Annotated in this window: 20 protein-coding genes and 1 pseudogene; 12 read left to right on the forward strand and 9 right to left on the reverse strand. The window is 70.0% G+C overall.

The window, feature by feature from the left end; translation table 11 throughout:
• Positions 1 to 7: 7 nt before the first annotated feature.
• From ACFY10_RS47075 to ACFY10_RS47090, 4 genes are read left to right on the forward strand one after another with little or no spacing between them, the layout of a single operon-like run.
• A complete protein-coding gene (locus tag ACFY10_RS47075; protein WP_390671550.1) occupies positions 8 to 1174 on the forward strand; it encodes an acyl-CoA dehydrogenase family protein in 1167 nt (388 codons plus the stop codon).
• Positions 1167 to 1913, forward strand: coding sequence for a GntR family transcriptional regulator (locus tag ACFY10_RS47080; RefSeq protein ID WP_390671551.1), 747 nt, complete (start codon positions 1167 to 1169; stop codon positions 1911 to 1913). The genes ACFY10_RS47075 and ACFY10_RS47080 overlap by 8 nt, the downstream gene beginning before the upstream one ends.
• A 42-nt stretch (positions 1914 to 1955) precedes the next feature.
• Complete coding sequence (locus ACFY10_RS47085) at positions 1956 to 2744, forward strand: electron transfer flavoprotein subunit beta/FixA family protein (RefSeq protein ID WP_390671552.1); 789 nt, start codon at positions 1956 to 1958, stop codon at positions 2742 to 2744.
• Between the two features lie 21 nt (positions 2745 to 2765).
• A complete protein-coding gene (locus ACFY10_RS47090) occupies positions 2766 to 3728 on the forward strand; it encodes an electron transfer flavoprotein subunit alpha/FixB family protein (protein WP_390671553.1) in 963 nt (320 codons plus the stop codon).
• Positions 3729 to 3801: 73 nt separating this feature from the next.
• Here ACFY10_RS47090 and ACFY10_RS47095 read toward each other — a convergent pair whose 3' ends face one another.
• Complete coding sequence (locus tag ACFY10_RS47095; protein ID WP_390671554.1) at positions 3802 to 4509, reverse strand: SDR family oxidoreductase; 708 nt, start codon at positions 4507 to 4509, stop codon at positions 3802 to 3804.
• 101 nt (positions 4510 to 4610) lie between these two features.
• On the opposite strand from ACFY10_RS47095, the gene ACFY10_RS47100 reads away from it, so the two are divergent.
• Positions 4611 to 5456 carry a helix-turn-helix transcriptional regulator gene (locus ACFY10_RS47100; RefSeq protein WP_390671555.1) on the forward strand — a complete coding sequence of 282 codons (846 nt, stop codon included), beginning with the start codon at positions 4611 to 4613 and terminating at the stop codon, positions 5454 to 5456.
• A 10-nt stretch (positions 5457 to 5466) separates the two neighbouring features.
• On the forward strand, positions 5467 to 5970 hold the full coding sequence (locus ACFY10_RS47105) for a TetR/AcrR family transcriptional regulator (protein WP_390671556.1): 504 nt from the start codon (positions 5467 to 5469) through the stop codon (positions 5968 to 5970).
• Between the two features lie 72 nt (positions 5971 to 6042).
• Here ACFY10_RS47105 and ACFY10_RS47110 read toward each other — a convergent pair whose 3' ends face one another.
• The 3 genes from ACFY10_RS47110 to ACFY10_RS47120 all read right to left on the reverse strand — a co-directional run bounded on the left by ACFY10_RS47110 (position 6043) and on the right by ACFY10_RS47120 (position 9008).
• Complete coding sequence (locus tag ACFY10_RS47110) at positions 6043 to 6996, reverse strand: class I SAM-dependent methyltransferase (RefSeq protein ID WP_390671557.1); 954 nt, start codon at positions 6994 to 6996, stop codon at positions 6043 to 6045.
• A 146-nt stretch (positions 6997 to 7142) separates the two neighbouring features.
• On the reverse strand, positions 7143 to 7931 hold the full coding sequence (locus tag ACFY10_RS47115; RefSeq protein WP_390671558.1) for a hypothetical protein: 789 nt from the start codon (positions 7929 to 7931) through the stop codon (positions 7143 to 7145).
• 54 nt (positions 7932 to 7985) lie between these two features.
• Complete coding sequence (locus tag ACFY10_RS47120; RefSeq protein WP_390671559.1) at positions 7986 to 9008, reverse strand: LacI family DNA-binding transcriptional regulator; 1023 nt, start codon at positions 9006 to 9008, stop codon at positions 7986 to 7988.
• A 222-nt stretch (positions 9009 to 9230) separates the two neighbouring features.
• Here ACFY10_RS47120 and ACFY10_RS47125 point away from each other — a divergent pair, with 222 nt between their 5' ends.
• From ACFY10_RS47125 to ACFY10_RS47145, 5 genes are all read left to right on the forward strand, one after another.
• Positions 9231 to 11189, forward strand: coding sequence for a glycoside hydrolase family 127 protein (locus ACFY10_RS47125; protein WP_390671560.1), 1959 nt, complete (start codon positions 9231 to 9233; stop codon positions 11187 to 11189).
• A gap of 63 nt (positions 11190 to 11252) precedes the next feature.
• Positions 11253 to 12500: an extracellular solute-binding protein gene (locus ACFY10_RS47130; protein WP_390671683.1), complete on the forward strand. Its 1248-nt coding sequence runs from the start codon at positions 11253 to 11255 to the stop codon at positions 12498 to 12500.
• A gap of 7 nt (positions 12501 to 12507) precedes the next feature.
• Positions 12508 to 13479 carry a carbohydrate ABC transporter permease gene (locus ACFY10_RS47135; RefSeq protein ID WP_390671561.1) on the forward strand — a complete coding sequence of 324 codons (972 nt, stop codon included), beginning with the start codon at positions 12508 to 12510 and terminating at the stop codon, positions 13477 to 13479.
• Positions 13476 to 14297: a carbohydrate ABC transporter permease gene (locus tag ACFY10_RS47140; protein WP_390671562.1), complete on the forward strand. Its 822-nt coding sequence runs from the start codon at positions 13476 to 13478 to the stop codon at positions 14295 to 14297. The genes ACFY10_RS47135 and ACFY10_RS47140 overlap by 4 nt, the downstream gene beginning before the upstream one ends.
• Before the next feature lie 41 nt (positions 14298 to 14338).
• Entirely contained in the window at positions 14339 to 16090 is a 1752-nt protein-coding gene (locus ACFY10_RS47145; protein WP_390671563.1) for an RICIN domain-containing protein, read from the forward strand.
• A gap of 13 nt (positions 16091 to 16103) precedes the next feature.
• Here ACFY10_RS47145 and ACFY10_RS47150 read toward each other — a convergent pair whose 3' ends face one another.
• From ACFY10_RS47150 to ACFY10_RS47160, 3 genes and pseudogenes are all read right to left on the reverse strand, one after another.
• Positions 16104 to 16316: a hypothetical protein gene (locus ACFY10_RS47150; RefSeq protein ID WP_390671564.1), complete on the reverse strand. Its 213-nt coding sequence runs from the start codon at positions 16314 to 16316 to the stop codon at positions 16104 to 16106.
• Between the two features lie 283 nt (positions 16317 to 16599).
• A complete protein-coding gene (locus tag ACFY10_RS47155) occupies positions 16600 to 17166 on the reverse strand; it encodes a TetR/AcrR family transcriptional regulator (RefSeq protein ID WP_390671565.1) in 567 nt (188 codons plus the stop codon).
• A 3-nt stretch (positions 17167 to 17169) separates the two neighbouring features.
• Positions 17170 to 17860, reverse strand: a pseudogene (locus ACFY10_RS47160) (type 1 glutamine amidotransferase domain-containing protein).
• Positions 17861 to 18012: 152 nt separating this feature from the next.
• Here ACFY10_RS47160 and ACFY10_RS47165 point away from each other — a divergent pair.
• Positions 18013 to 18972, forward strand: coding sequence for a LysR family transcriptional regulator (locus tag ACFY10_RS47165; RefSeq protein ID WP_390671566.1), 960 nt, complete (start codon positions 18013 to 18015; stop codon positions 18970 to 18972).
• Between the two features lie 12 nt (positions 18973 to 18984).
• Here the strand turns inward: ACFY10_RS47165 and ACFY10_RS47170 are convergent, their stop codons facing one another.
• Together ACFY10_RS47170 and ACFY10_RS47175 are read right to left on the reverse strand one after the other, a co-directional pair.
• Positions 18985 to 19461, reverse strand: a complete 477-nt coding sequence (locus ACFY10_RS47170) for a (2Fe-2S)-binding protein (RefSeq protein WP_390671567.1) — start codon at positions 19459 to 19461, stop codon at positions 18985 to 18987.
• 18 nt (positions 19462 to 19479) lie between these two features.
• Entirely contained in the window at positions 19480 to 21816 is a 2337-nt protein-coding gene (locus ACFY10_RS47175) for a molybdopterin cofactor-binding domain-containing protein (RefSeq protein WP_390671568.1), read from the reverse strand.
• Positions 21817 to 21908 lie beyond the last annotated feature (92 nt).

Below are 21908 nucleotides of genomic sequence, written 5' to 3' on the forward strand. Positions count from 1 at the left end.
GCGCCCGATGAGCGTCCTGGACATCCTCTCCGACGACGAACGCCTCGTCGTCCGGACCGTGCGCGAGTTCGTCGACAAGGACGTCAAGCCCGTCGTCCAGGAACTGGAGCACACCGACACCTATCCCGAGAACCTCATCGAACGGATGAAGGAACTCGGCATCTACGGCCTGGCAATCCCCGAGGAGTACGGCGGGAACCCGGTTTCCACACCATGCTTCGTACTCGTCACCGAGGAACTCGCCCGCGGCTGGATGAGCCTGGCCGGAGCCATGGGCGGCCACACCGTCGTCTCCAGACTCCTGCTGCTGTACGGCACGCAGGAGCAGAAGCAGCGGTATCTGCCGAGGCTGGCGACCGGGGAGGTGCGCGCCACGATGGCGCTCACCGAGCCGGGCGGCGGCTCGGACCTGCAGGCAATGACGACCGTCGCGCGCCGCGAAGGCGAGGAGTACGTCGTCAACGGCGCCAAGACCTGGATCACCAACTCCCGCCGCTCCGGCCTGATCGCGCTGCTGTGCAAGACCGACCCGGCCGCCAGCCCCCGCCATGCGGGCATCTCGGTCCTGCTGGCCGAGCACGGCCCGGGCCTCGTCGTCTCCCGCGACCTGCCCAAACTCGGCTACAAGGGCGTCGAAAGCTGCGAGTTGTCCTTCGAGGACCACCGCGTACCGGCCGACGCACTGCTCGGCGGCGAGGAGGGCCACGGTTTCGCTCAGATGATGAAGGGGCTGGAGACGGGACGGCTCCAGGTCGCCGCCCGGGCGCTCGGCGTGGGGCGGGCGGCCCTGGAGGACTCGCTGCGCTACGCGCAGGAACGGGAATCGTTCGGCAAGCCGATCTGGCGGCACCAGTCCATCGGCAACTACCTGGCCGACATGGCGACCAAGCTCACGGCCGCCCGTCAGCTGACGCTGCACGCGGCCCGGGAGGCCGACGCCGGACGCCGCATCGACATGGAGGCGGGCATGGCCAAGCTGTTCGCGTCCGAGACGGCGATGGAGATCGCGCTCAACGCCGTGCGGATTCACGGCGGTTACGGCTACTCGACGGAGTTCGACGTCGAGCGGTACTTCCGGGACGCCCCGCTGATGATCGTGGGCGAGGGCACCAACGAGATCCAACGGAACGTGATCGCGGCGCAGTTGGTGGCGAGGGGCGGCCTCGATGGCTGAGCAACCGCAGCGGGAGAGCACGTACTTCCGGCTCGCCCGGGAGCTGCGGGCGGCGATCCTGCGGCACGACTATCCGGACGGGGTCCGGCTGCCCACCGAGGCGGAGCTGGCCGAGACGTACGGGGTGAGCCGGCAGACCGTGCGCCGGGCATTCCAGGACCTCGTCGCCGAGGGGCTGGTCTACCGGGTGCCGGGGCGCGGGACGTTCGCCACGCCCCGCGAGGAGCAGTACCTGCGGCAGTTCGGCTCGGTGGACGACCTGATGGGGCTGTCCATCGACACCCGTATGGACGTCGTCACGCCCCTGCACCGGCGGGTCGACGTCGACGCGGCGGGACGACTGGGCCTGAACACGGACCGGGTGCACAAGCTGGCTTTTCTACGGCTGCACGACGACGTCGCGTTCTGCCACACGTCGGTCTGGCTGCCGCCCGCCGTCGGCCAACTGCTGGAGTCCGTGGACGAGTTGACGCTGCCGGGCACACCCAACGCCTTCACCGTCATCGGTCTGCTCGACCAGCGGCTGCCCGACCCGATCGCCGAGGCCGAGCAGAGCATCACCGTCGCCGAGGCCACGCCGGAGATCGCCAAGCACCTGGGCTGTGAACCGGGCCGCGCCCTGCTGCGTATCGACCGCGTCTACCAGACGGTCGCCGGTCAGCTCGTCGAACTGGCCATCAGCCACTTCCTGCCCGAGCACTACTCGTACCGCGTGCGGCTGCGGCGCAGCGGTCAGTGATATCTGCAGACATCTACAGACATCTGTAAAGGAGAAAGAGTCTTGAGCTTGAGGATCGTTGTCACTGTGAAGTACGTGCCCGACGCCACTGGCGACCGGCACTTCGCCGATGACCTGACCGTCGACCGGGACGACGTGGACGGTCTGCTCTCCGAGCTGGACGAGTACGCGGTCGAGCAGGCGCTGCAGATCTCCGAGAACTCCGACGACGACGTGGAGATCACCGTTTTGACGGTGGGTCCGGAGGACGCCAAGGACGCGCTGCGCAAGGCGCTGTCCATGGGCGCCGACAAGGCCATCCACGTCGAGGACGACGACCTGCACGGCACCGACGCGATCGGCACCTCGCTGGTGCTGGCCAAGGCGATCGAGAAGGCCGGCTTCGACCTGGTGGTCTCCGGCATGGCCTCCACCGACGGCACCGCCGGCATCGTCCCGGCACTGGTGGCCGAGCGCCTCGGTGTGCCGCAGGTGACCCTGCTGTCCGAGGTGAGCGTGGAGGACGGCATCGTCAAGGGCCGCCGCGACGGCGACGCCGCGTCCGAGCAGCTGGAGGCCTCGCTGCCGGCGGTCGTGTCGGTCACCGACCAGTCGGGTGAGGCGCGTTACCCGTCCTTCAAGGGCATCATGGCGGCGAAGAAGAAGCCGGTTCAGTCGTGGGACCTGTCGGACCTGGAGATCGACGCCGAAGAGGTCGGTCTGGACGGTGCGTACACCAAGGTCGAGTCGGCGGCCGAGCGTCCGGCGCGCACCGCGGGCACGATCGTCAAGGACGAGGGCGAGGGCGGCAAGCAGCTCGCCGCCTTCCTCGCGAGCCAGAAGTTCGTCTGATTCCTTAGGAGTTGCTGTCCCATGGCTGAAGTTCTCGTCTACGTCGACCACGTGGACGGTGCCGTCCGCAAGCCCACCCTGGAGCTGCTGACCCTGGCCCGCCGCATCGGCGAGCCGGTCGCCGTCGCGCTCGGCGCGGGTGCACGAAACACGACGAGCGTGCTGGCCGAGCACGGCGCGACCCGCGTTATCACCAACGAGGCCGCCGAGTACGCCGACTACCTGGTCGTACCGAAGGTCGATGCGCTGCAGGCCGCCTACGAGGCCGTCTCCCCGGCCGCCGTGCTGGTGCCGTCCTCCGCGGAGGGCAAGGAGATCGCCGCGCGTCTGGCGCTGCGCATCGGCTCCGGCATCATCACCGACGCCGTCGACCTCGAGGCCGGCGAGGAGGGCCCGGTGGCCACCCAGTCGGTGTTCGCCGCCTCCTTCACCACCAAGACCCGTGTCATCAAGGGCACCCCGGTCATCACCGTCAAGCCCAACTCCGCCGCGGTGGAGGCCGCCCCGGCCGCCGGCACGGCCGAGGCCCTCGCCATCATCTTCTCGGAACAGGCGACCGGCACCAAGGTCACCGCCCGCACCCCGCGCGAGTCGACCGGCCGTCCGGAGCTGACCGAGGCCGCGATCGTGGTCTCCGGCGGCCGCGGCGTCAACGGCGCCGAGAACTTCCCGATCATCGAGGCCCTCGCCGACAGCCTGGGTGCCGCGGTCGGCGCCTCCCGCGCCGCGGTGGACGCCGGCTGGTACCCGCACACCAACCAGGTCGGCCAGACCGGCAAGAGTGTGTCGCCGCAGCTGTACATCGCCAACGGCATCTCCGGCGCCATCCAGCACCGGGCCGGCATGCAGACCTCGAAGACCATCGTGGCGGTCAACAAGGACGCCGAGGCCCCGATCTTCGACCTGGTCGACTACGGCGTGGTCGGCGACCTCTTCGACGTCGTCCCGCAGCTCACCGAGGAGATCAACGCCCGCAAGGGCTGAGGGCGTTCGGGGGCTGCCCGGGTCGCTTCTCAATATGGCCTGGGCAGTCCCGATGACTCGCTGCACCTGCGGCTCACCAGGGCAGCCGCCCGTTGACGTCGAAATAACCACCGGTGGGGCCGTCGGGCGCGACCTGCGCCATGCGCACGATGATCTCGGCGGCCTGCTCGACGGTCTGGGTGCCCGTGTTGCCGTTGAGGTCCGTCTTGGTGAAGCCGGGTTCGACGGAGTTGATCCGCATGTTCGGGAACGCCTTCGCGAACTGCACGGTGAGCATGTTGACCGCGGTCTTGGACGTCGGGTAGGCGACGCCCGGGTAGAAGTGCGCGGGGTGGTCCGGGTCGGAGAGGTGGGTCAGTGAGGCCAGGCCGCTGCTGACGTTGACCACGACCGGCGCGGCCGAGCGCTGCAGCAGCGGCAGGAACGCGTGGGTGACGCGGACGACGCCGAAGACGTTCGTCTCGAAGGTGTTGCGCATCTGGTCGGCGGTCACGGTCTCGGCGGTGGGCACGCTGTTGCCCTCGCCCCTGGTCTCGATCCCGGCGTTGTTGATCAGCACGTCGAGCCCGCCGTCGGCCTCGATGGTCTTGGCCGCGGCCTCGACCGTGGCGTCGTCGGTGACGTCGAGGAGGACGAAGCGTGCGCCCAGCTGTTCGGCGGCCCGGCGTCCGCGCTCGGCGTCGCGTGCCCCCACGTATACGGTGTGACCTGCGGCGATGAGCTGGCGGGCGGTCTCGTGGCCGATGCCCTTGTTGGCTCCGGTGATCAGTGTTGTCGTCATGCATCCAGCCTCCGGCGCTTCACTGCGATCAGCCAGGAGACCCCTCTTCCTGGGACTCGGAGTACCAGGCACATGTGCGGCCCGCGGTGTTCACTGGGGGCATGACGGCGACGGAACTCGGACGGGCGCTGCGGCGCTGGCGCGACCGGGTCTCCCCGGAGACGGCGGGACTGCCCTCCGGCGGCCACCGGCGCGCGGCCGGTCTGCGGCGCGAGGAGCTGGCCCTGCTGGCCGGGATCTCGGTCGACTACATCACGCGCCTCGAACAGGGCCGGGCGGCCAACCCCTCCGGGCAGGTCGTCGAGGCGCTGGCCCGGGCGCTGCGGCTGTCGCCGGACGAGCGGGCCTATCTGTTCCGGCTGGCGGAGCTGGTGCCACCCGGCCCCGACGTGGTGCCCGCGTACATCACCCCCAGCGTCCAGCGTCTGCTGGACCGGTTGGTGGACACCCCCGTGGGTGTCTCCGACGCGGCGATGACACTACTGGTCGCCAACCCGATGTACGCGGCGCTGATGGGCGACCCGTCCGGTCTGCGCGGCTTCGAACGCAACGGCGTGTGGCGCAACTTCATGGGCGTGCCCAGCCGGGTCCGGCACACACCCGAGGAGCTGCAGGCCTTCGAGGCGGGCATGGTCGCCGAACTCCGGGCCACCGCTGCCCGGTACCCCGCCGACCATCAACTGCGCCGGCTGATCGCGGAGTTGCGCAGCCACAGCAAGCGGTTCGCGGAGCTGTGGGACGCGGGCGTCGTCGGCCGGCTCCAGGCCTCGCGCAAGACGATCGAACATCCCCAGGTCGGCCTGCTGACACTGGACTGCGACCTCCTCCGGGTGGAGGAGAACGACCTGCACATCCTCGTCTACTCGGCCGAACCGGGCACCGAGGCCGCCGAGAAGCTGGATCTCATCTCCGTGGTCGGCACCCAGAGCCTGGCCGAGAACGGCTGAGCGCGTTTCCGTGCCCGGTCTGGTGGACATCGAGACTGCGAGAACCTCACTGCGGAGCTTCTACCAGCCCTTCGACGGCAAGCATGAGCTGCTGCCGGCGCTGTTCGAGGAAGCGATGAGCACGTCGGCCGACGAGCTGCGCGCCATCGCCGCCGAGCAGGCCGACCCGCTGGACCGGCTCAAGGTCGTCGTCCAGGAGCTGTTCGAGAGCTCGCGCCCCGACCCGTCGGGGAAGCAGCATCCGCTGTTCACGGACTTCGCGCTGCGCCTGCTCATCTCCCACCCGGCCGAGATGCGGGTCGCGAACGCGCCGCTGCTCGCGCTGTTCGCCGAGCTGATAGAGGAGCTCGAGGCGGCCGACCTGCTGCGTTCGGGCTTCCAGGCCCGCCGGGTGGCGGCACTGACCATGCAGACCGTCATGTCCAACGCCCAGTCGAGCGGGCAGGAGGAAGCCCACCCGCTCACCGCGGAGGAGATCTGGGACTACTGCGCGAACGGCCTCACCCGCAACTGAGGACCTGCGAACACATGCCGCAGCACAGGCGCGGCTTGCTCGCAGGCTCCGCCGCCTACTGCACGCCGCTCCTCAACGTGACACACGCCCCGGGGCGCCCTGGGCGCCGGGAGCGAGAGCCCGGCGTATGGCCCGGGTGACGATCGGCGGCAACAGGTCCACGCCGATACGGCGGACCCGGGAGCGGCGGCGACGGGGCGCAGAAGCGGAAGCAGCAGCGTGCGCAGAGGCCGGCGTCGTGACCTCGGGCCGCTCGGGTGCCGTGTAGTACCGGGATCGCGGGAAGGCCGGCGGCTGCATTCCCTTGTGGGCGCGGGCACGGACCAGGCAGTGCCCCGCGGCCTCCTGGACGCTCAGGCCGACATCCGTGCGCTCCCTGAGCATCGCCAGCAGCTCCTCCTGCACCGGTTCCGGATCGCCCCAAGTGCCGTACAGCTTCTGGGTGCTGAGACAGATGGGGCGCAGGCCGCGGTTGAGCACAGCCTCCCAGGTGGCGACCGAGACGCCGGGGGTGTGCTCGGAGCGGAAGTCGTCAAGGACGACAATGCCGTCCGGCAGCAGGAGGTCGTGGGCCGCGCCTATGTCGTCGCGGACGTGTTCGTACAGGTGCGAGGCATCGATATGGACGAGGCGGCAGCTGTCCGGCACCACCTCCTTGGAGATCACGGAGGTGGTGGCCTCGATCACCCGGGGCAGCGTGTCGTGGAAGGAGAGGTAGTTGCGCTCGAAGGCCTGCCGGGTGAGCGAGGAGTACGACTTGGCCGTCTCGGCCTGGTTGGCCCCGTCCGGGGCGTCGCCGCCGAAGAGGTCGCAGACCGTGAACTTCTCGCCGTCCTGACGATGTTGACCGAGCAGGATCGCGCTCTTGCCCATGTAGGCGCCGAGTTCCAGCAAGTCGCCCCGGAAACCGCGTGTCTCCTGCCGCTCGAGGAACCAGGTGAACAGGACCTGATCCAACGGCGGAAACCAGCCCGGGACGTCTTTCAGCTCGCCGGGATTGCTGTCAGTTGCTTGTGCAGTCGCCATGAAGGGAACCTACTCACTGGAGACCGAACAAACCGTCGCCCGACTGAACGTCCAGTGAACAGCTCGGCGCACCCTGCGTCACTCGGTCTCGACAACCGATCCGAGAAGGCCATTCTCGTAACGGAAATTACAATTTCCTCGCCGCCTCACCGGGCGCCGGGAAAGCCGTCCCTGGCACCGGCCGGGCGGCCCGACTCCCACACGCGCTCGAACTCGGCCTGGAAGTGCTCGTACCAGTGGCCGTCGCGCCCCGGCTTCACCGTGAAGACGGCGTCGCCGCTGGCGGAGCTGTGGGAGTAGACGTCCACGTAGATGATTCCGTTCGACCGTCCGGGATCCAGGAGCATCAGCCCGTGGGCGGGCACGAAGGGCAGGAACCTGACCTCGACCCTGCCGTCCACTCCTGGTCTCTCCAAGAGTTCCTTGAGGAGGTCGATCGAGGGGCGCAACCGGTTCTCGTACACCTCGGGCCGGTTGGCGAGGGTGCTGCGCCGGGCGGCCTCCGCGGGTGCCGTGGACGTGGGGTCGATGAGTGCGACCTTGACGACTGCTCCGGCTACGGCGCGGTGCTCCAGTTCATCGACGAGGTTGCGCAGGGTGCGGGCAAGGGTGATGCCGACGATCCTGATGTCCCGTGCGGCGCGGACCTGTTCGACGGCCTCGGGCTTGTCACTGCTGAAGAAGTCCACCGCGGAGGCCTGCCCGGAGCGGCCGGCCCGGACCTCCGCGGCGAGGTCGGCGATCTGGCGTCGGCTGCCCAGCAGGCTCCCGGCCAGCAGGGCGAGCGTCGCCAGGGTGGCGGCGGCGAGGACCTTGCCGCCGGCCACGTCGAACACGCCGAGTACGGCGAGGGTCACGGAGAGGAGCGCCGTGACGTACAGCTCCAGGTTCTCGCCTGCGGAGAGATCGTCACGCAGTCGCCGTAGGAAACGCATGCCGATCATCGTCGGGACCCGGGCGGGCATCCGTCAACGCCGCGCCGGGGGCTGTCAGGTGGACTCCCGCACCACCAGGCGGCACGGCACCGTGTGCACCCCCGGCACCGCCTCGGAGTCGATGGCCTCCAGCAGCTTCAGGGCGGCGATGCGGCCGATCTCGGTGAGGTCCATGTCGATCGTGGTCAGCGGCGGGCGGCAGGCCAGGGCCATGGTGTCCCAGTTGTCGTAGCCGACGACGGCGATCTGACCGGGGACGTCCACGCCCCGCTCGCGCAGTGCGTCGGCCACACCTCGTGCGATCTGGTCGTTGCCGCAGAAGACGGCGTCCGTGTCGGGGGCCGTGCGCAGGACGGCGTCGGCGGCCCGGCGGCCCCAGGCCTCGCTCCACTCCCCGAAGTGGACCCGGCCGGTGGCGAGTCGGAGGGAGGAGCGCTCGAGCAGGTCGACGGCGTGGCGGGCGCGGTCGCGGGCGGCCGCATGATGTTCGGGGCCCGTGACATGGGCGATTCGACTGCGCCCCGTGGCCAGCAGATGCTCGACCGCGAGGTGGGCGCCGCCCCGGTCGTCCGAGACCACCGAGGTGTCGGAGGGGTCGGTGGACGGGGAGAGGGCGTAGACGACCGGGATGCCGTCGAGGCCCTTCAGGGGCGGGCGCGGGTCGGTGCGGCGGCCGGTGACGATGATGCCGTCGACCCGGCGGTCCATGAGGTTGCGCAGGTGGTGCTGTTCCCGGATGGTGTCGCCTCGGGTGTCGCACAGCAGCACCGAGATCTTCCCGGCGCCCAGCGCGTCCTCGGCGCCCAGCAGTACCGGGGTGCTGAAGCGGCCGATGCCGTCCGTCGTCATCAGCCCGACCGTCCAGCTGCGCCCGGTGTGCAGGCTCTGCGCATGCTGGTTGGGGCGGAAGCCGAGTGTCTCCACGGCGTCCAGCACCCGCTGCCGGGTCTCCGGGCGCATCCGGCCACTGCCGCTCAGCGCCTTGGAGGCCGTGCCGACGCTGACGCCGGCGAGGGCGGCGACGTCGGCGAGCCTCGCCCGGGCGGTGGAGGTGGATCGCGGAGCGGCTTCGGTCACGGGCAATCCTTTTCTCACTGGTCGTTCCTCGTCAAGTGCGGTGCGGCCCATGGTGGCAGGCGGCCGGATGGAGTACCAGTCCTTGAGCAACAAGAGAAAACTCGTGCAGAGCTCTTGACCTCGATTCCCCCGCTCCACTCTACTCATCGTCGAGGAAAACGGTTGCTCACAGTTTTTCTCAGCTGTTGCCCCGCCGCCCCGCCCTTCACCTCCCGGAGAGCCATGCCCCGCGCCCGCTCCACCCAGCCCTCCCACACCGGCCCGGTCCGCCTCGGCCCCGATGCCCGTGCCGCCCTGCGACCCGCCGCCGTGGAGGTGGGCGACGGGTTCTGGCACACCCGCCGCCAGGTCAACGCACACACCTCCATCCCGCAGGGCCCGAGCCTGCTGGAGTCTGCGGGCAACCTGCACAATCTGCGGCTGGCGGCAGGCGCGACCGAGGGCACGTTCGAGGGGGCGTACCCGTTCGTGGACACGGACGTCTACAAGTGGCTGGAGGCCGCGGCCTGGCAGCTGGCCCAGCAGCCGTCGACGGTGGCATGTGACACAGCACCAACACGGGCGGAGCTCGAATCCGACGTGGAGCGGATCATCTCCCTGGTCGCCGCCGCCCAGCAGCCGGACGGCTATCTCAACACCTATTTCCAGCTGGTCAAGGGCGGTGAGCGCTACCAGGACCTGCGCTGGGGCCACGAGTTGTACTGCGCGGGCCATCTCATCCAGGCGGCGGTCGCCCACCACCGGGCCACCGGACGCGGTGAACTCCTCGACGTGGCACGCAGGTTCGCCGATCACATCGACTCGGTCTTCGGTCCGCCCGGCAGCGGCAGGGAGATCGACGGCATCGACGGCCACCCCGAGGTCGAGACCGCGCTGGTCGAGCTGTACCGGGAGACCGGCGAGCGCCGCTACCTGGACCTCGCCGGCTACTTCGTCGACCGGCACGGCCACGGTCTGCTCGGCGGCGAGGCCTACTGCCAGGACCGCGTGCCGTTGCGCGAGGCGACGAACGTCGAGGGCCACGCCGTACGGCAGCTGTATCTGCTGGCCGCCGCCACCGACCTCGCCACGGAGACCGGGGACGCCGAACTCCGTGCCGCCGCCGAGCGGTTGTGGCAGGCCATGACCACCACCAAGACCCACCTCACCGGCGGTCTCGGTGCGCACCACGAGGAGGAGGACTTCGGCGACCCGTACGAACTCCCCAACGAGCGCGCCTACTGCGAGACCTGCGCCGCCATCGCCTCCGTGCAGTGGAGCTGGCGCATGGCCCTGCTCACCGGAGAGGCCCGCTACGGCGACCTGATCGAGCGCACCCTCTTCAACGGTTTCCTCGCGGGAGTGTCGCTGGACGGCGAGCGCTGGCTGTACGTCAACCCGCTGCAGGTCCGCGACGGCCACACCGACCCGGGCGGCGACCAGTCGGCCCGCCGCACCCGCTGGTTCCGCTGCGCCTGCTGCCCGCCGAACGTGATGCGGCTGCTGGCCGGCCTGGAGCACTACCTCGCCACGAGCGACGACGGCGGCCTGCAGATCCACCAGTACGTCACCGGCCGCTACACCGCCGGGCCGATCGCCGTGCGCGCCGAGACCGACTACCCCTGGCACGGCACGATCGCCCTCACCGTCGAGGACGCCCCGGCCGACCGGCCCTGGACGCTCTCGCTGCGCATCCCTCAGTGGTGCCGCGAGTTCCGGGTGCGGTGCGGCGAAGCGACGTACGACCAGACCGATGCCCCGGTCGCCGAGGGCTGGCTGCGCATCGACCGCACGTGGGCGCCGGGCGACCAGGTCGTCCTCGAGCTCGGTCTGGAGCCCCGGCTCACCGCGGCCGACCCGCGCGTGGACGCCGTGCGCGGCTGTGCGGCGATCGAACGCGGACCGCTCGTGTACTGCCTGGAGCAGGTCGACCACCCCGGCGGCGGGCTCGACGACATCGTCCTGGACACGACCCGTCCGCTCGCCGTCAAGCATCGCCCGGACCTGCTCGGCGGGGTCACCACGGTGGTGGCGGCCGGGCGGCGGCGCGACATCCCCGATGCGGGCTGGTGGCCGTACCGGCCATCCGGCACCGATGAAGCCCCCACGGACGGCGAGTCCGTCGAGCTCACGGCGATCCCCTACTACGCCTGGGCCAACCGGCAGGACGGCGCCATGCGCGTCTGGCTGCCGACCTCCTGACACACCCTCAACTTCGCTCTACGACAACGAGGTCACCCCGTGATACCCACCCGCCGTAGCACCCTGGCTCCCACCCGCCGCGCCCTGGTCGCCGCACTCGCGGCCGTCGGCACACTCGCCTCCCTCACCGCCTGCAGTGGCGGCTCCGGCTCGTCGGACTCCTCCTCCGGCGGGTCCGGGGGGACGTACACCTTCTGGGACCCGTACCCGCAGTTCGACGCCTCCTCGGCGTGGGGCAAGCTCGTCACCGGCTGCGGGACCAAGGCCGGGGTGAAGCTCAAGCGCACCCCGTACGACACCACCGACCTCGGCAACAAGGCGCTGCTGGCCGCCCAGCAGGGCAACGCGCCCGACGTGATGCTGGTGGACAACCCGGTCGTCTCCACGCTGGTGGAGGCGGGGATCCTCAACAAGACCAGCGACCTGGGCCTGGACACGAAGTCGATCCAGAAGAACATCATCGGCGCGGGCACCATCGACGACGCGGCGTACGGGGTGCCGATCGGCGCCAACACACTCGCGCTCTACTACAACAAGAAGGTCCTTTCCGCGGCCGGTGTCGATCCTGCCTCCATCAAGGACTGGCACTCCCTCACGGCCGCGCTGAAGAAGGTCAAGTCGGCCGGGAAGAAGGGAATCACGTTCTCGGCGATCAACACGGAGGAGGGCAGCTTCCAGTTCCTGCCGTGGTTCTGGGGCGCGGGCGGGGATCTGACAAAGCTCAACTCCGCCAAGGGAGTTGCGGCGCTGGCGCTGTGGAAGCAGTGGGTGGACGGGGGGTACGCGCCCAAGGACGTGCTGCAGAACACCCAGACGACCAGCTGGCAGGAGTTCGCGACCGGCGACTACGCGTTCGGCGAGAACGGCACCTGGCAGCTCGGGAACGCGGACAAGGCCGGCTTCGACTACGGCATCATCAACATCCCCGGGCAGAACGGCGGTTCGGCGCCGGTGCCGACGGGCGGCGAGTTCGTGACCGTGCCCGTGCAGAAGGACACCGGCCGCTACGACGTCAGCAAGAAGATCGTCACCTGTCTGACCAACGACGCGAACCTGCTGCCCACCGACACGACACTGCAGTACGTCGCTCCGACGGCCGCCGTGCAGGCCGAGCAGGTGAAGCAGAACCCGAAGCTCAAGCCGTGGGTGTCCGCCGTCGCGGCGGCCCGCGGGCGTACCAGCGGCGGTCTGGGCACCAAGTACCCGACCATCTCCCAGCCGATGTGGACCGCCGTCCAGGCCGCGCTGTCCGGCAGCAAGAGCCCGCAGGACGCGCTGGACACCGCCCAGTCGAGCGCGCAGAAGGGCTAGGTCCGGCATGACCATCGCCCGGGTCGACCGTCCGCGGCGCGCTCCGGCCGCCGCGGCGGGGGCGAGCGGCGCCGACGCCCAATCCCTGCGCCGCAGGCACCGGCGCAGGAGCCGCCTCACCGCGCTCGCCTTCGTCACCCCCCTGCTCGCCTACCTCGCCGCCTTCTACGTCTATCCGCTCTACCGCAACCTCGATCTAAGCCTGCGCGACTACACCGTCCGGTCGTTCGTGGCGGGGGATGCGCCGTTCTCCGGTTGGGAGAACTTCCGTACTGTCCTGGACGATCCGACGTTCGGCCCGGCGATGCGGCACACGATGGTCTTCACCTTCGTGTCGATCGCCTTCCAGTACGTCATCGGGCTCGCCCTGGCGGTCTTCTTCAACCGGCACTTCCGGCTCGCACCCACCCTGCGCGCGCTGTTCCTGATCCCGTGGCTGCTGCCGCTGATCGTGTCGGCGTCGACGTGGTCGTGGATGTTCAACAGCGAGTCCGGCGTGGTGAATTACTTCCTGCACTTCTTCGGCATGGACCCGGTCGGCTGGCTGACTTCGCCGGACTGGGCGCTGACCTCGGTGATCGTCGCCAACATCTGGATCGGCATCCCGTTCAACCTGGTCATCCTCTACAGCGGCCTGCAGAACATCCCGGCCGAGCTGTACGAGGCGGCCTCCCTGGACGGGGCGAGCGCCTGGCAGCAGTTCCGGCGGATCACCTTCCCGCTGCTGCGCCCGGTGTCCGCGATCACCCTGCTGCTCGGGCTCGTCTACACGCTCAAGGTGTTCGACCTGATCTGGATCATGACCAAGGGCGGTCCGGGCGACGCCTCGTCCACCCTCGCCACTTGGTCGTACCAGCTGGGCTTCGGCACGCTGCTGCCCAAGTTCGGCCCCGGGGCCGCGGTCGGCAACATCCTCATCCTCATCGCGCTCGTCTTCGGGCTGCTGTACATCCGGGTCCAGAGGAGGCAGGAAGCGTGAAGTCCCGTACGGCGAAAGGCCGTTACACGGTCATCGGGCTCGTCCTGACCGCGCTGATGCTCTTCCCGGTGTACTGGATGCTGAACGTGTCCCTCACCCCGCAGCAGAACATGCGCAAGGACCCGCCCGACCTGTTCCCGCTGCACCCCACCTTCGAGGGCTACCGGGCCGTCCTGGACGACCAGTTGCCGTATCTCGGCACGAGTCTGCTGATCGGCCTGGGCACGGTCGTTCTCACCCTGCTGCTCGCCGCCCCGGCCGGCTACTCGCTGGCGAAGCTCCGTCCGCGCGGCGGCGGCGCGCTCGGCCTGGGGCTGCTGATCGCGCAGATGATCCCCGGGATCGTCATGGCGATGGGCTTCTACGGCATCTTCCTGGACTTCGGTCTGCTCAACTCCTGGTGGGGCCTGATCATCGCGGACTCCACGATCGCCGTGCCCTTCGGTGTCATGATCTTCACGGCGTTCATGTCGGGCATCCCCGGAGAGCTCATCGCCGCCTCCCGCATCGACGGCGCCGGGACCTTCCGCACCTTCTGGTCGGTGGTGCTGCCAGTGAGCCGCAACGCCGTCGTCACCGTCTCGCTGTTCAGCTTCCTGTGGGCCTGGTCCGACTTCGTCTTCGCCAACACCCTTGACGGCGGCGGCGATCTGAGGCCGATCACCCTCGGCATCTACAAGTACATCGGCAACAACAACCAGGAGTGGAACGCGATCATGGCCACCGCCGTCGTCGCGTCCGTCCCCGCAGCCGTACTGCTGGTCCTCGCTCAGCGCTATGTGGCCGCGGGTGTGACCGCGGGCGCCGTGAAGGACTGATCCACCCCCCATCCCCCTGCCTCCTCGAGGAGAGCCTTGTCATGAGCCGCACAAGACCCCCCGCCCCCGCACGCCTCACCGCGGGCGTCGGCGCGATCGCCCTCACCGCCGCCGCCCTCGCCATGGCCGCGCCCGCCCAGGCGGCCCCCACCGCCTCCACCACCCTGGTCGTCAACGCCGACCAGACCCTGCGCCCCGTCACCCATGTGGCGACCGGCAGCCTCTACGGGCTCGCCGACGCGAGCACCCCGTCCGACAGCCTCACCAACGCTCTCAAGCCGAACACGTTCGTGCAGATGGCCCCGGGCGGCTCCCAACTCCCCAACGGCGAGCCCAGGCCCGCGGGCGACGCGCTCGTCGTGGCGTCCAAGGCGGGACGGGCCGGCGCCAAGGTCGTCGTACGCATGCCGGACTGGTATCCGAACTTCCCCTACAAGTGGGTGAGTTGGAGCGACTGGCTGTCCGCCGTGGACAAGCAGGTCGCCTCCGTGCAGTCGTCCGGCGCCACGAACATAGCCGCGTACGAGCTGTGGAACGAACCAGACTGGACCTGGGACACCACCAACGCCGGTGCCTTCGACGCGGGTTGGGCGCGCACGTACAAGGAGGTCCGTGCCAAGGACACCAAGACACCCATCCAGGGCCCGAGTTACTCGGCGTGGAACCAGTCCTGGATGAGCACGTTCCTCACCGACGCCAAGGCCGGTGGCACCGTGCCTGACATCATCGCCTGGCACGAGCTGCAGGGCTCGCAGAACATCGCCGCGCACGTCTCGGCGTACCGCGCCCTGGAGTCCAGTCTGGGCATCAGCCCGCGGCCGATCGCGATCGAGGAGTACGGCACCACCAGCGAGGTCGGCGTGCCCGGGCCGATGGTCAGCTATGCCGCCAAGTTCGAGCGGGCGGGCGTGCACGACGCCGAGATGGCCTTCTGGAACCACTACGGCACCCTCGGCGACACGCTGACCGACACCGGCGCCTCGCCCAACGGCGCGTACTGGCTCTACAAGTGGTACGGCGACATGTCCGGGAACATGCTGGTCACCACTCCCCCGGCGCAGACCGGCATCGACGGCGCGGCCTCGCTCAACAGCTCCGGCAACCAGGTGAGTGTCGTCTTCGGCGGCGGGGCCGGCTCAAGTGCGGTCACGGTCAAGGGACTGGGCTCGCTGTCGGCGTTCGGCAGCAAGGTCCACGCGAAGCTGGAGTACACGCCCTCCAAGGGCCGTACGACGGCGGTGTCCGGCCCGATCACCATCTCGGACGCCGACTACACGGTGAGCAGCGGCCAGATCACCGTCCCCGTGACGACCAACGCGTCCGACGGCTACCACCTGACAATCACCCCGAGCGGCACCTCGACCTCGCTGGCCGGGACCTACCAGATCACCAACAAGAACAGCGCTCTCGCCCTCGACACCTCGGGAGCGGGCACGGCGCAGGGCACCTCGGTGGTCCAGGCGACGTCGGGCACGGGCAGCAGCCAGTCGTGGACGCTCACGGCCGCCGGTTCCGGCTTCTACAAGATCGCCAACAAGGCGAGCGGACTGCTGCTCGGCATCGACTCCATGAGCACGTCGGACGGCGGCAAGGCCCTGATCTGGGGCGACAACGGGACCGCCGACCACCTCTGGCAGCTCATCCCGTCCGGTGACGGCTACTACAAGATCGCCAACTACAACAGTGGGCTGCTGCTCGGCGTGAACGGCATGAGCACCTCCTCGGGTGCCCAGGTCCTGCAGTGGGACGACAACGGCACGGCTGACCACCTGTGGAAGCTGACGTCCCGGTGACGTCCCCCGTGGGTCACCTCGCCCGGTCGGTGGGCCGGGCGAGGGTGTCGCGGAAGTCGTCCGTCCGGAAGGACTGTTCCTCGGCGGTCGTGGCGTAGTCGAGGGTGGCGAGCACCGCGCGTTCCGGATGCATGTCGAGGACGCGTTCGGTGCTCTGCGCCGCCTGCCTCGGCAGTCCGGCGATCCGTTTCGCGCAGGCCGTCGCCTCGGCCGGCGGCCCGGCCACCCCATGGTTGGCCGGCCCCAGGGCGACGGCCTGCGCGGCCGGGATGCGGGCGCCGGTGCTCGCCCTCGGGGCGCGCTCCAGCGGTATTCCGCCGGGCTGGGCGGCGGATCAGGTCGTCCGCAAGGAACTGCTCTATGTGGCCGCCCCGATGCGGGGTCATGGGGGTCCTCCCGCTCGAGCGAAGCCGAGAGTGGGGGAAAGTGGCGACAACGCGGCTGGGGGTCTCCCTCTGGGGGAGCGCGTGCCAGACCCCGCGACGCCGAGCTGATTCGCCGGACAGGCTCTAGGTCACCCGGCCTCCGCCCTGCGGCAGCAGTCCCGGCAGCAATGCGTCGGTCGCGGGTCCGAGCAGGCGCCTGCCGTCCGTCACCGACTCCAGGCCGGTGACGAGGGCGAGGCAGACGTCCGCGGCCTCGGCGGGTTCGATCGCGGCGGCCGTGCCGGCCTCGGTGAACAGGGCGATGAGCAGGTGGCGCAGGTCGGCGGTGAAGGTGCTGCAGATTCCGCCGAACAACCGGGCCTTGTCGTCGAGGAGTTCGGCGGTGTGCGGGGAGTCGCCGGACAGCTGCAGGACGAGGTCGAGCTTGGCGGCGAGGACGCCGCGGATGCGGTCGGCGCAGGAGGCGTCCTGGGCGGTGGCCGCCTCCCGGGCCCGCCGCAGGGCCTGGGTGTGCAGGCGGGCGGCGAGCTGCCGGAAGGCGTCGTCCTTGCTGCGTACGTACTGATAGACCGCCGACCGGGACACGCCCATGCGGGTGGCGATGTCGTCCATGGTGGTGCGCCGTACGCCGTACCGGGTCAGGCAGTCGTAGGCGGCGTCCAGGACCTCGTCGAGCCGGTCGGTGGTCATGGCTCAGCCCAGCGTCTTGAGCAGTTCCGCGGCGAGCGGGGCGGAGGAGGCCGGGTTCTGGCCGGTGACGAGGTTGCGGTCGACGACGATCTTCGGCGCCCACGGCTCGCCCACCTGGACCTGCACACCGGCCTCGGTCAGGCGGTCCTGCAGCAGCCACTTGGCCTTGTCGGCGAAGCCGGACTGGGTCTCCTCGGCGTTGGTGAACGCGGCCACCCGGTACCCGGCGAAGGCGTTGACTCCGTCCTGCTCGGCGGCGAGCAGCGCGGCCGGGCCGTGGCAGACGACACCGAGCGGCTTGCCGGACTGCAGAGCGAGAGTGAGCAGCCTGCCGGAGTCGGCGTCGACGGCGAGGTCCTCCATCGGGCCGTGGCCGCCGGGGTAGTACACGGCGGCGTAGTTCGAGGTTCACGTCCTCCAGGCTGATGGGGTGCTGCAGCTCGGTGGCCGCGGCGAGCACGCCGGCGACGTACTCGGCGTTCTCCTGCCCGCCGTTGTACTCGGCGGCGAGGCTGCCCTTGTCCACGGTCGGTACGACGCCGCCCGGGGTGGCGACGACGATCTCGTGGCCGGCCTCCTTGAACGCCTCGTACGGGGCGACGGCCTCCTCGGCCCAGAAGCCGGTGGGGTGGCGGGTGCCGTCGGCAAGCGTCCAGTAGTCGACGCCGGTCATCACGAAAAGGATCTTCGACATGGTGTGTCTCCGAGGGGGTGGCTGAAGGTTCCTGGGCGGAAGCCTCATGGACGGACCGCGGACGGACTGACGCTCTGCACTCGGTTCGTCAGCGTGGCGATGTCCCCGACCGTAAGCCCGGACTGCCATTGGAATCCAATAGGCTCGTCGATATGAGAAATAGGGAAACCAATGACCGGGAGGAGAGAGTGCAGGTCGGCGGCTCGGCGGCACTGGATCTGAATCTGCTGCGCACCTTCCTCGCCGTCTATCGCACGGGCTCCTTCACGGCCGCGGCGCGTCTGCTCGGGCTGTCGCAGCCCACGGTCACGACGCAGGTGCGCGCGCTGGAGCGGCAGCTGGACCGGGAGCTGTTTGAGCGTCAGGCACGCGGTGTCTCCCCCGCACCGTACGCGGACGAGCTCGCCTCCCGGATCGTGCAGCCGCTGGATTCCCTCGCCGCGATCACGGGTCCGGGGGGAGCGGCCGACGACCAGCCGCCGGAGCCGGTGCACCTGGCGGGGCCGCACGAGTTCCTGACCCGTTCGGTCCTGCCCGGCCTCGCGCCGCTGGTGGACAGAGGTGTACGGCTGCGCATCACCCCCGGTCTGACCGAGCCGCTCCTGGACGACCTGCGGGCGGGCCGCCACGACCTGGTGATCGCGACGTTCCGGCCACGCGGCCGGACCCTGGCCGCCGTGCCGCTCGCGGACGAGGAGTTCGTGCTGGTCACGGCCCCCGCCTGGGCCGAGCGCAGCGGGGGCCCGGCCCGGATCGCCGCCTACGGGCCGGCTGCCCTCCACGGCGTGCCCCTGGTCGCCTACGCCGAGGACCTGCCGATCGTGCGCCGGTACTGGCGTCATGTCTTCGGCAGGCGTCTGGTCTGTCAGCCGGCGGTCACGATGCCCGACCTGAACTCGGTCAAGGCGGCGGTCGTCGGCGGTACGGGCTTCTCGGTGCTCCCCCGCTACCTGTGCACCGCCGAACTGGCCTCGGGCGCCCTGGTGTTGCTGCACGACCCGGACGACCCGCCCATCAACACCGCCTTCCTGGTCCAGCGCCCCGGCGCCTCCGCCAACCCGCATGTCGCCCTGGTCCGCGACCACCTGCTGGAGGCCGCGCGGGGCAGCTAGCGGCCGTACGGGTCAGTACTTCTTCGCGCCCGCCACGATCGCCTCGCGGATGCGGTGGTACGTGCCGCAGCGGCAGACGTTGCGGATCTCGTCGAGGTCGGCCTCGCTGATGTCGCGGCCCTCCTCGCGGGCCTGGCGGACCTTGGCGACGGCGGTCATGATCTGGCCGGGCTGGCAGTAGCCGCACTGTGCGACGTCGTGCTCCAGCCAGGCCTCCTGCATCGGGTGCAGGTCCCTGCCGACGGTGGCGGGCAGCCCCTCGATGGTCGTCACCTCGTCGGTGGGGCCGAGGTCCTTGACCGGGACGCTGCAGGGGTTGAACGCCTTGCCGTTGATGTGGCTCGTACAGGCCTGGCACACGCCGAGCCCGCACCCGTACTTCGGTCCGGTGACGCCCAGGACGTCCCGCAGCACCCACAGCAGCCGTACGTCGTCCTCGATGTCCACGGTCACCGGTTTGCCGTTGAGGATGAAGGTGTGTTCGGGCACGAAGGGCCTCCTGGGCTCCTAGTAGGCGCGGCTCAGGCCGTCGGTCGGGGACGCCGGGATCGGCGGGCTGGTGGGCAGCGGCTCGAAGCCGAGGGGGCCGTCGTGGTTGATCGGGAACGTGGTCGGCATGGTGCCGGTCGCGCGCCCGTATGCGCAGGCCACGGCCGCCATCGCGCCCGCGACGGCCAGTTCGCCGGCGCCGCCGGGCCTGCCGGTGGTCGGCGGCATGACGACGATCTCCAGCTCCGGCGGGGTGTTCCACTGGCGGGTGTAGAAGTAGTTGTCCCAACTGCCTTCCAGGAAGTGCCCGCCCGCCAGGTGCAGCCCGGAGCTGAGGGTGATGGCGATGCCGTCCATGATGCCGCCCATCATCTGGGCCTGGAGGCCGCGCGGGTTGACGGCCAGCCCAGCGTCGACGGCGCAGACGACCTTGGTGACCCGTGGTCCGGTGCAGGCGTCGGGGACCTTGCGGCCGGTGGTCTCCGGGCGGCAGTCGATCTCGGCGAGGACGGCGACGTATGCGTGGTACTCGGGGTGCAGGGCGATGCCCTGGGCCGTGCCGGCGGGCATGCTGCGTCCCCAACTGCCCACCTCGGCGGCCTTGTCGAGGACGGCCCGGGCGCGCTCGTCCTTGAGGAACGTGCGGCGGAACTGATACGGGTCCTTGCCCATCCGCTTCGCCAGCTCGTCCACGACCAGTTCCTGCGCGCACCGCACGTTGGGCGAGTAGATGTTGCGCATGGAGCCGGTGTGGAAGCCCTTGTCGGTCTCGCTGAGGAGCTGGGTGACGACGCCGAAGTTGTACGGGGTCTGCTGGGTGAGCGTGAAGATCGTCTCGGAGAAGGTGAGGTCGCCGACCGGCAGTCGGGCGGCCTCGGAGGTGATGATCTCGCCGACGCCGTGGCCGAAGTCGGTGGCCACGGAGGTGTGGCGCTGGTCGTAGGTGAGCACCTGGCCGAGGGCATGGGTGGCGCGCACCCGTGAGGTGGACATGGGGTGGGTGCGGCCCTGACGGAAGTCGTCGGTGCGGTGCCACATCAGCCGGACCGGCTTGCCCATCGCCCTGGAGATCTCGGCGGCCTCGGCGGCGCCGTCGTGGAAGAGCTTGCGCCCGAAGGAGCCGCCGCCCTCGGTGACATGCACCTTCACGGCCGTCGCCGGCAGTCCGAGGGTGAGCGCGATCTGCTCCTGGGCGGTGATCGGGGACTTCAGGCTCGCCCAGATCTCGGCCGAGTCCTCACGTACGTCGGCGACGGCGCAGTTGGTCTCCAGGGCGCTGTTGCTCGCGAAGTGGAAGGTGAAGCGGGCGTCGACCGCCTTGGTCAGCAGGTCGAGGGCGGGCAGCGGGAGTTCGGCCTTGCGCAGTTCGTCGCGGATGGTGTCGTCGGAGGCACCGTCCGCGGTGCCGGGACCCCAGGTGACCTTCAGGGCGCGTATCGCGTCGATGCACTGCCCGAAGGTGCGGCCGCGGACGGCGACGCCGGTGGAGATCCGTACGACGTCGGTGATGCCGGGCATGGCCCGCACCTCGTCGAGGTTGTCGACCGAGCGGACCGTGCCGTTGATCGTCGGCGGCCGGCACACCATGGCCGGCAGTGCGCCCGGCACCTGCAGGTCCATCGCGAACTTCTTGCGCCCGGTGACCGCCTCCAGCGCGTCGACACGCCGCTGGGCGGTCCCGATGACCTTGAACTCGGACGGCTCCTTGAGCGTGACCGACACCTGACTGGTCGTCACCGAGGCGGCCTTCTCGGCCAGTTCGCCGTAGGTGAGGCTCTTGCCGGTGACGGAGGAGGTGACGATCCCGGCCTTGGCGGTCAGGGTGCCGAGGGCCTCGTCCAGTTCGAGCGCCGCGGCCAGAAGGAGCCGACCGCGGGCGACGGCGGCCGCCACCCGGATCGGGGTGAAGGTGGAGATGGTGGTGTTTGATCCGCCGGTGAGCTGGTTGAACAGGAGCTCGGGGCGTGCGTCGGCGAGGGTGACGCGGACCTTGTCCAGCGGCAGGTCCAGCTCCTCGGCGACGAGCATCGCGCTGGAGGTGGTGATGCCCTGCCCGACCTCGGCCCGGGGCAGGGCGAAGGAGGCGGTGCCGTCGCTGTCGATCCGGATGGTGATCAGGTTCGCCGTGGGCAGGGTGGCATGGGTGAGCATGTCGTTGAGGTCGTAGATCTCGGCCGGGCCTGGCACGGAGGGGACGACCGCCGCGGCCCGGGCGGGCGCGAGGGCGGCCTCGCCGAGCTCGGCGGCGACGGTCAGCGTCGAGGCGGCCACGACGTATCCCAGGAACCTTCGGCGCCCGATGCCGCCCGGAGCGGGGACGGCATCCTGCGGCTGCGGGTGTTCGTGGGCTCCCATCAGCTGTCCTCCAAGCGCGCGGCACTCGCCTTGATGGCGGCTCCTGACTGTGCACGTCAGGCGCCTTGCGCGAAAGATCTCCGAGCCGCTTC

Source organism: Streptomyces sp. NPDC001401 (assembly GCF_042895385.1).
Classification (GTDB): domain Bacteria; phylum Actinomycetota; class Actinomycetes; order Streptomycetales; family Streptomycetaceae; genus Streptomyces.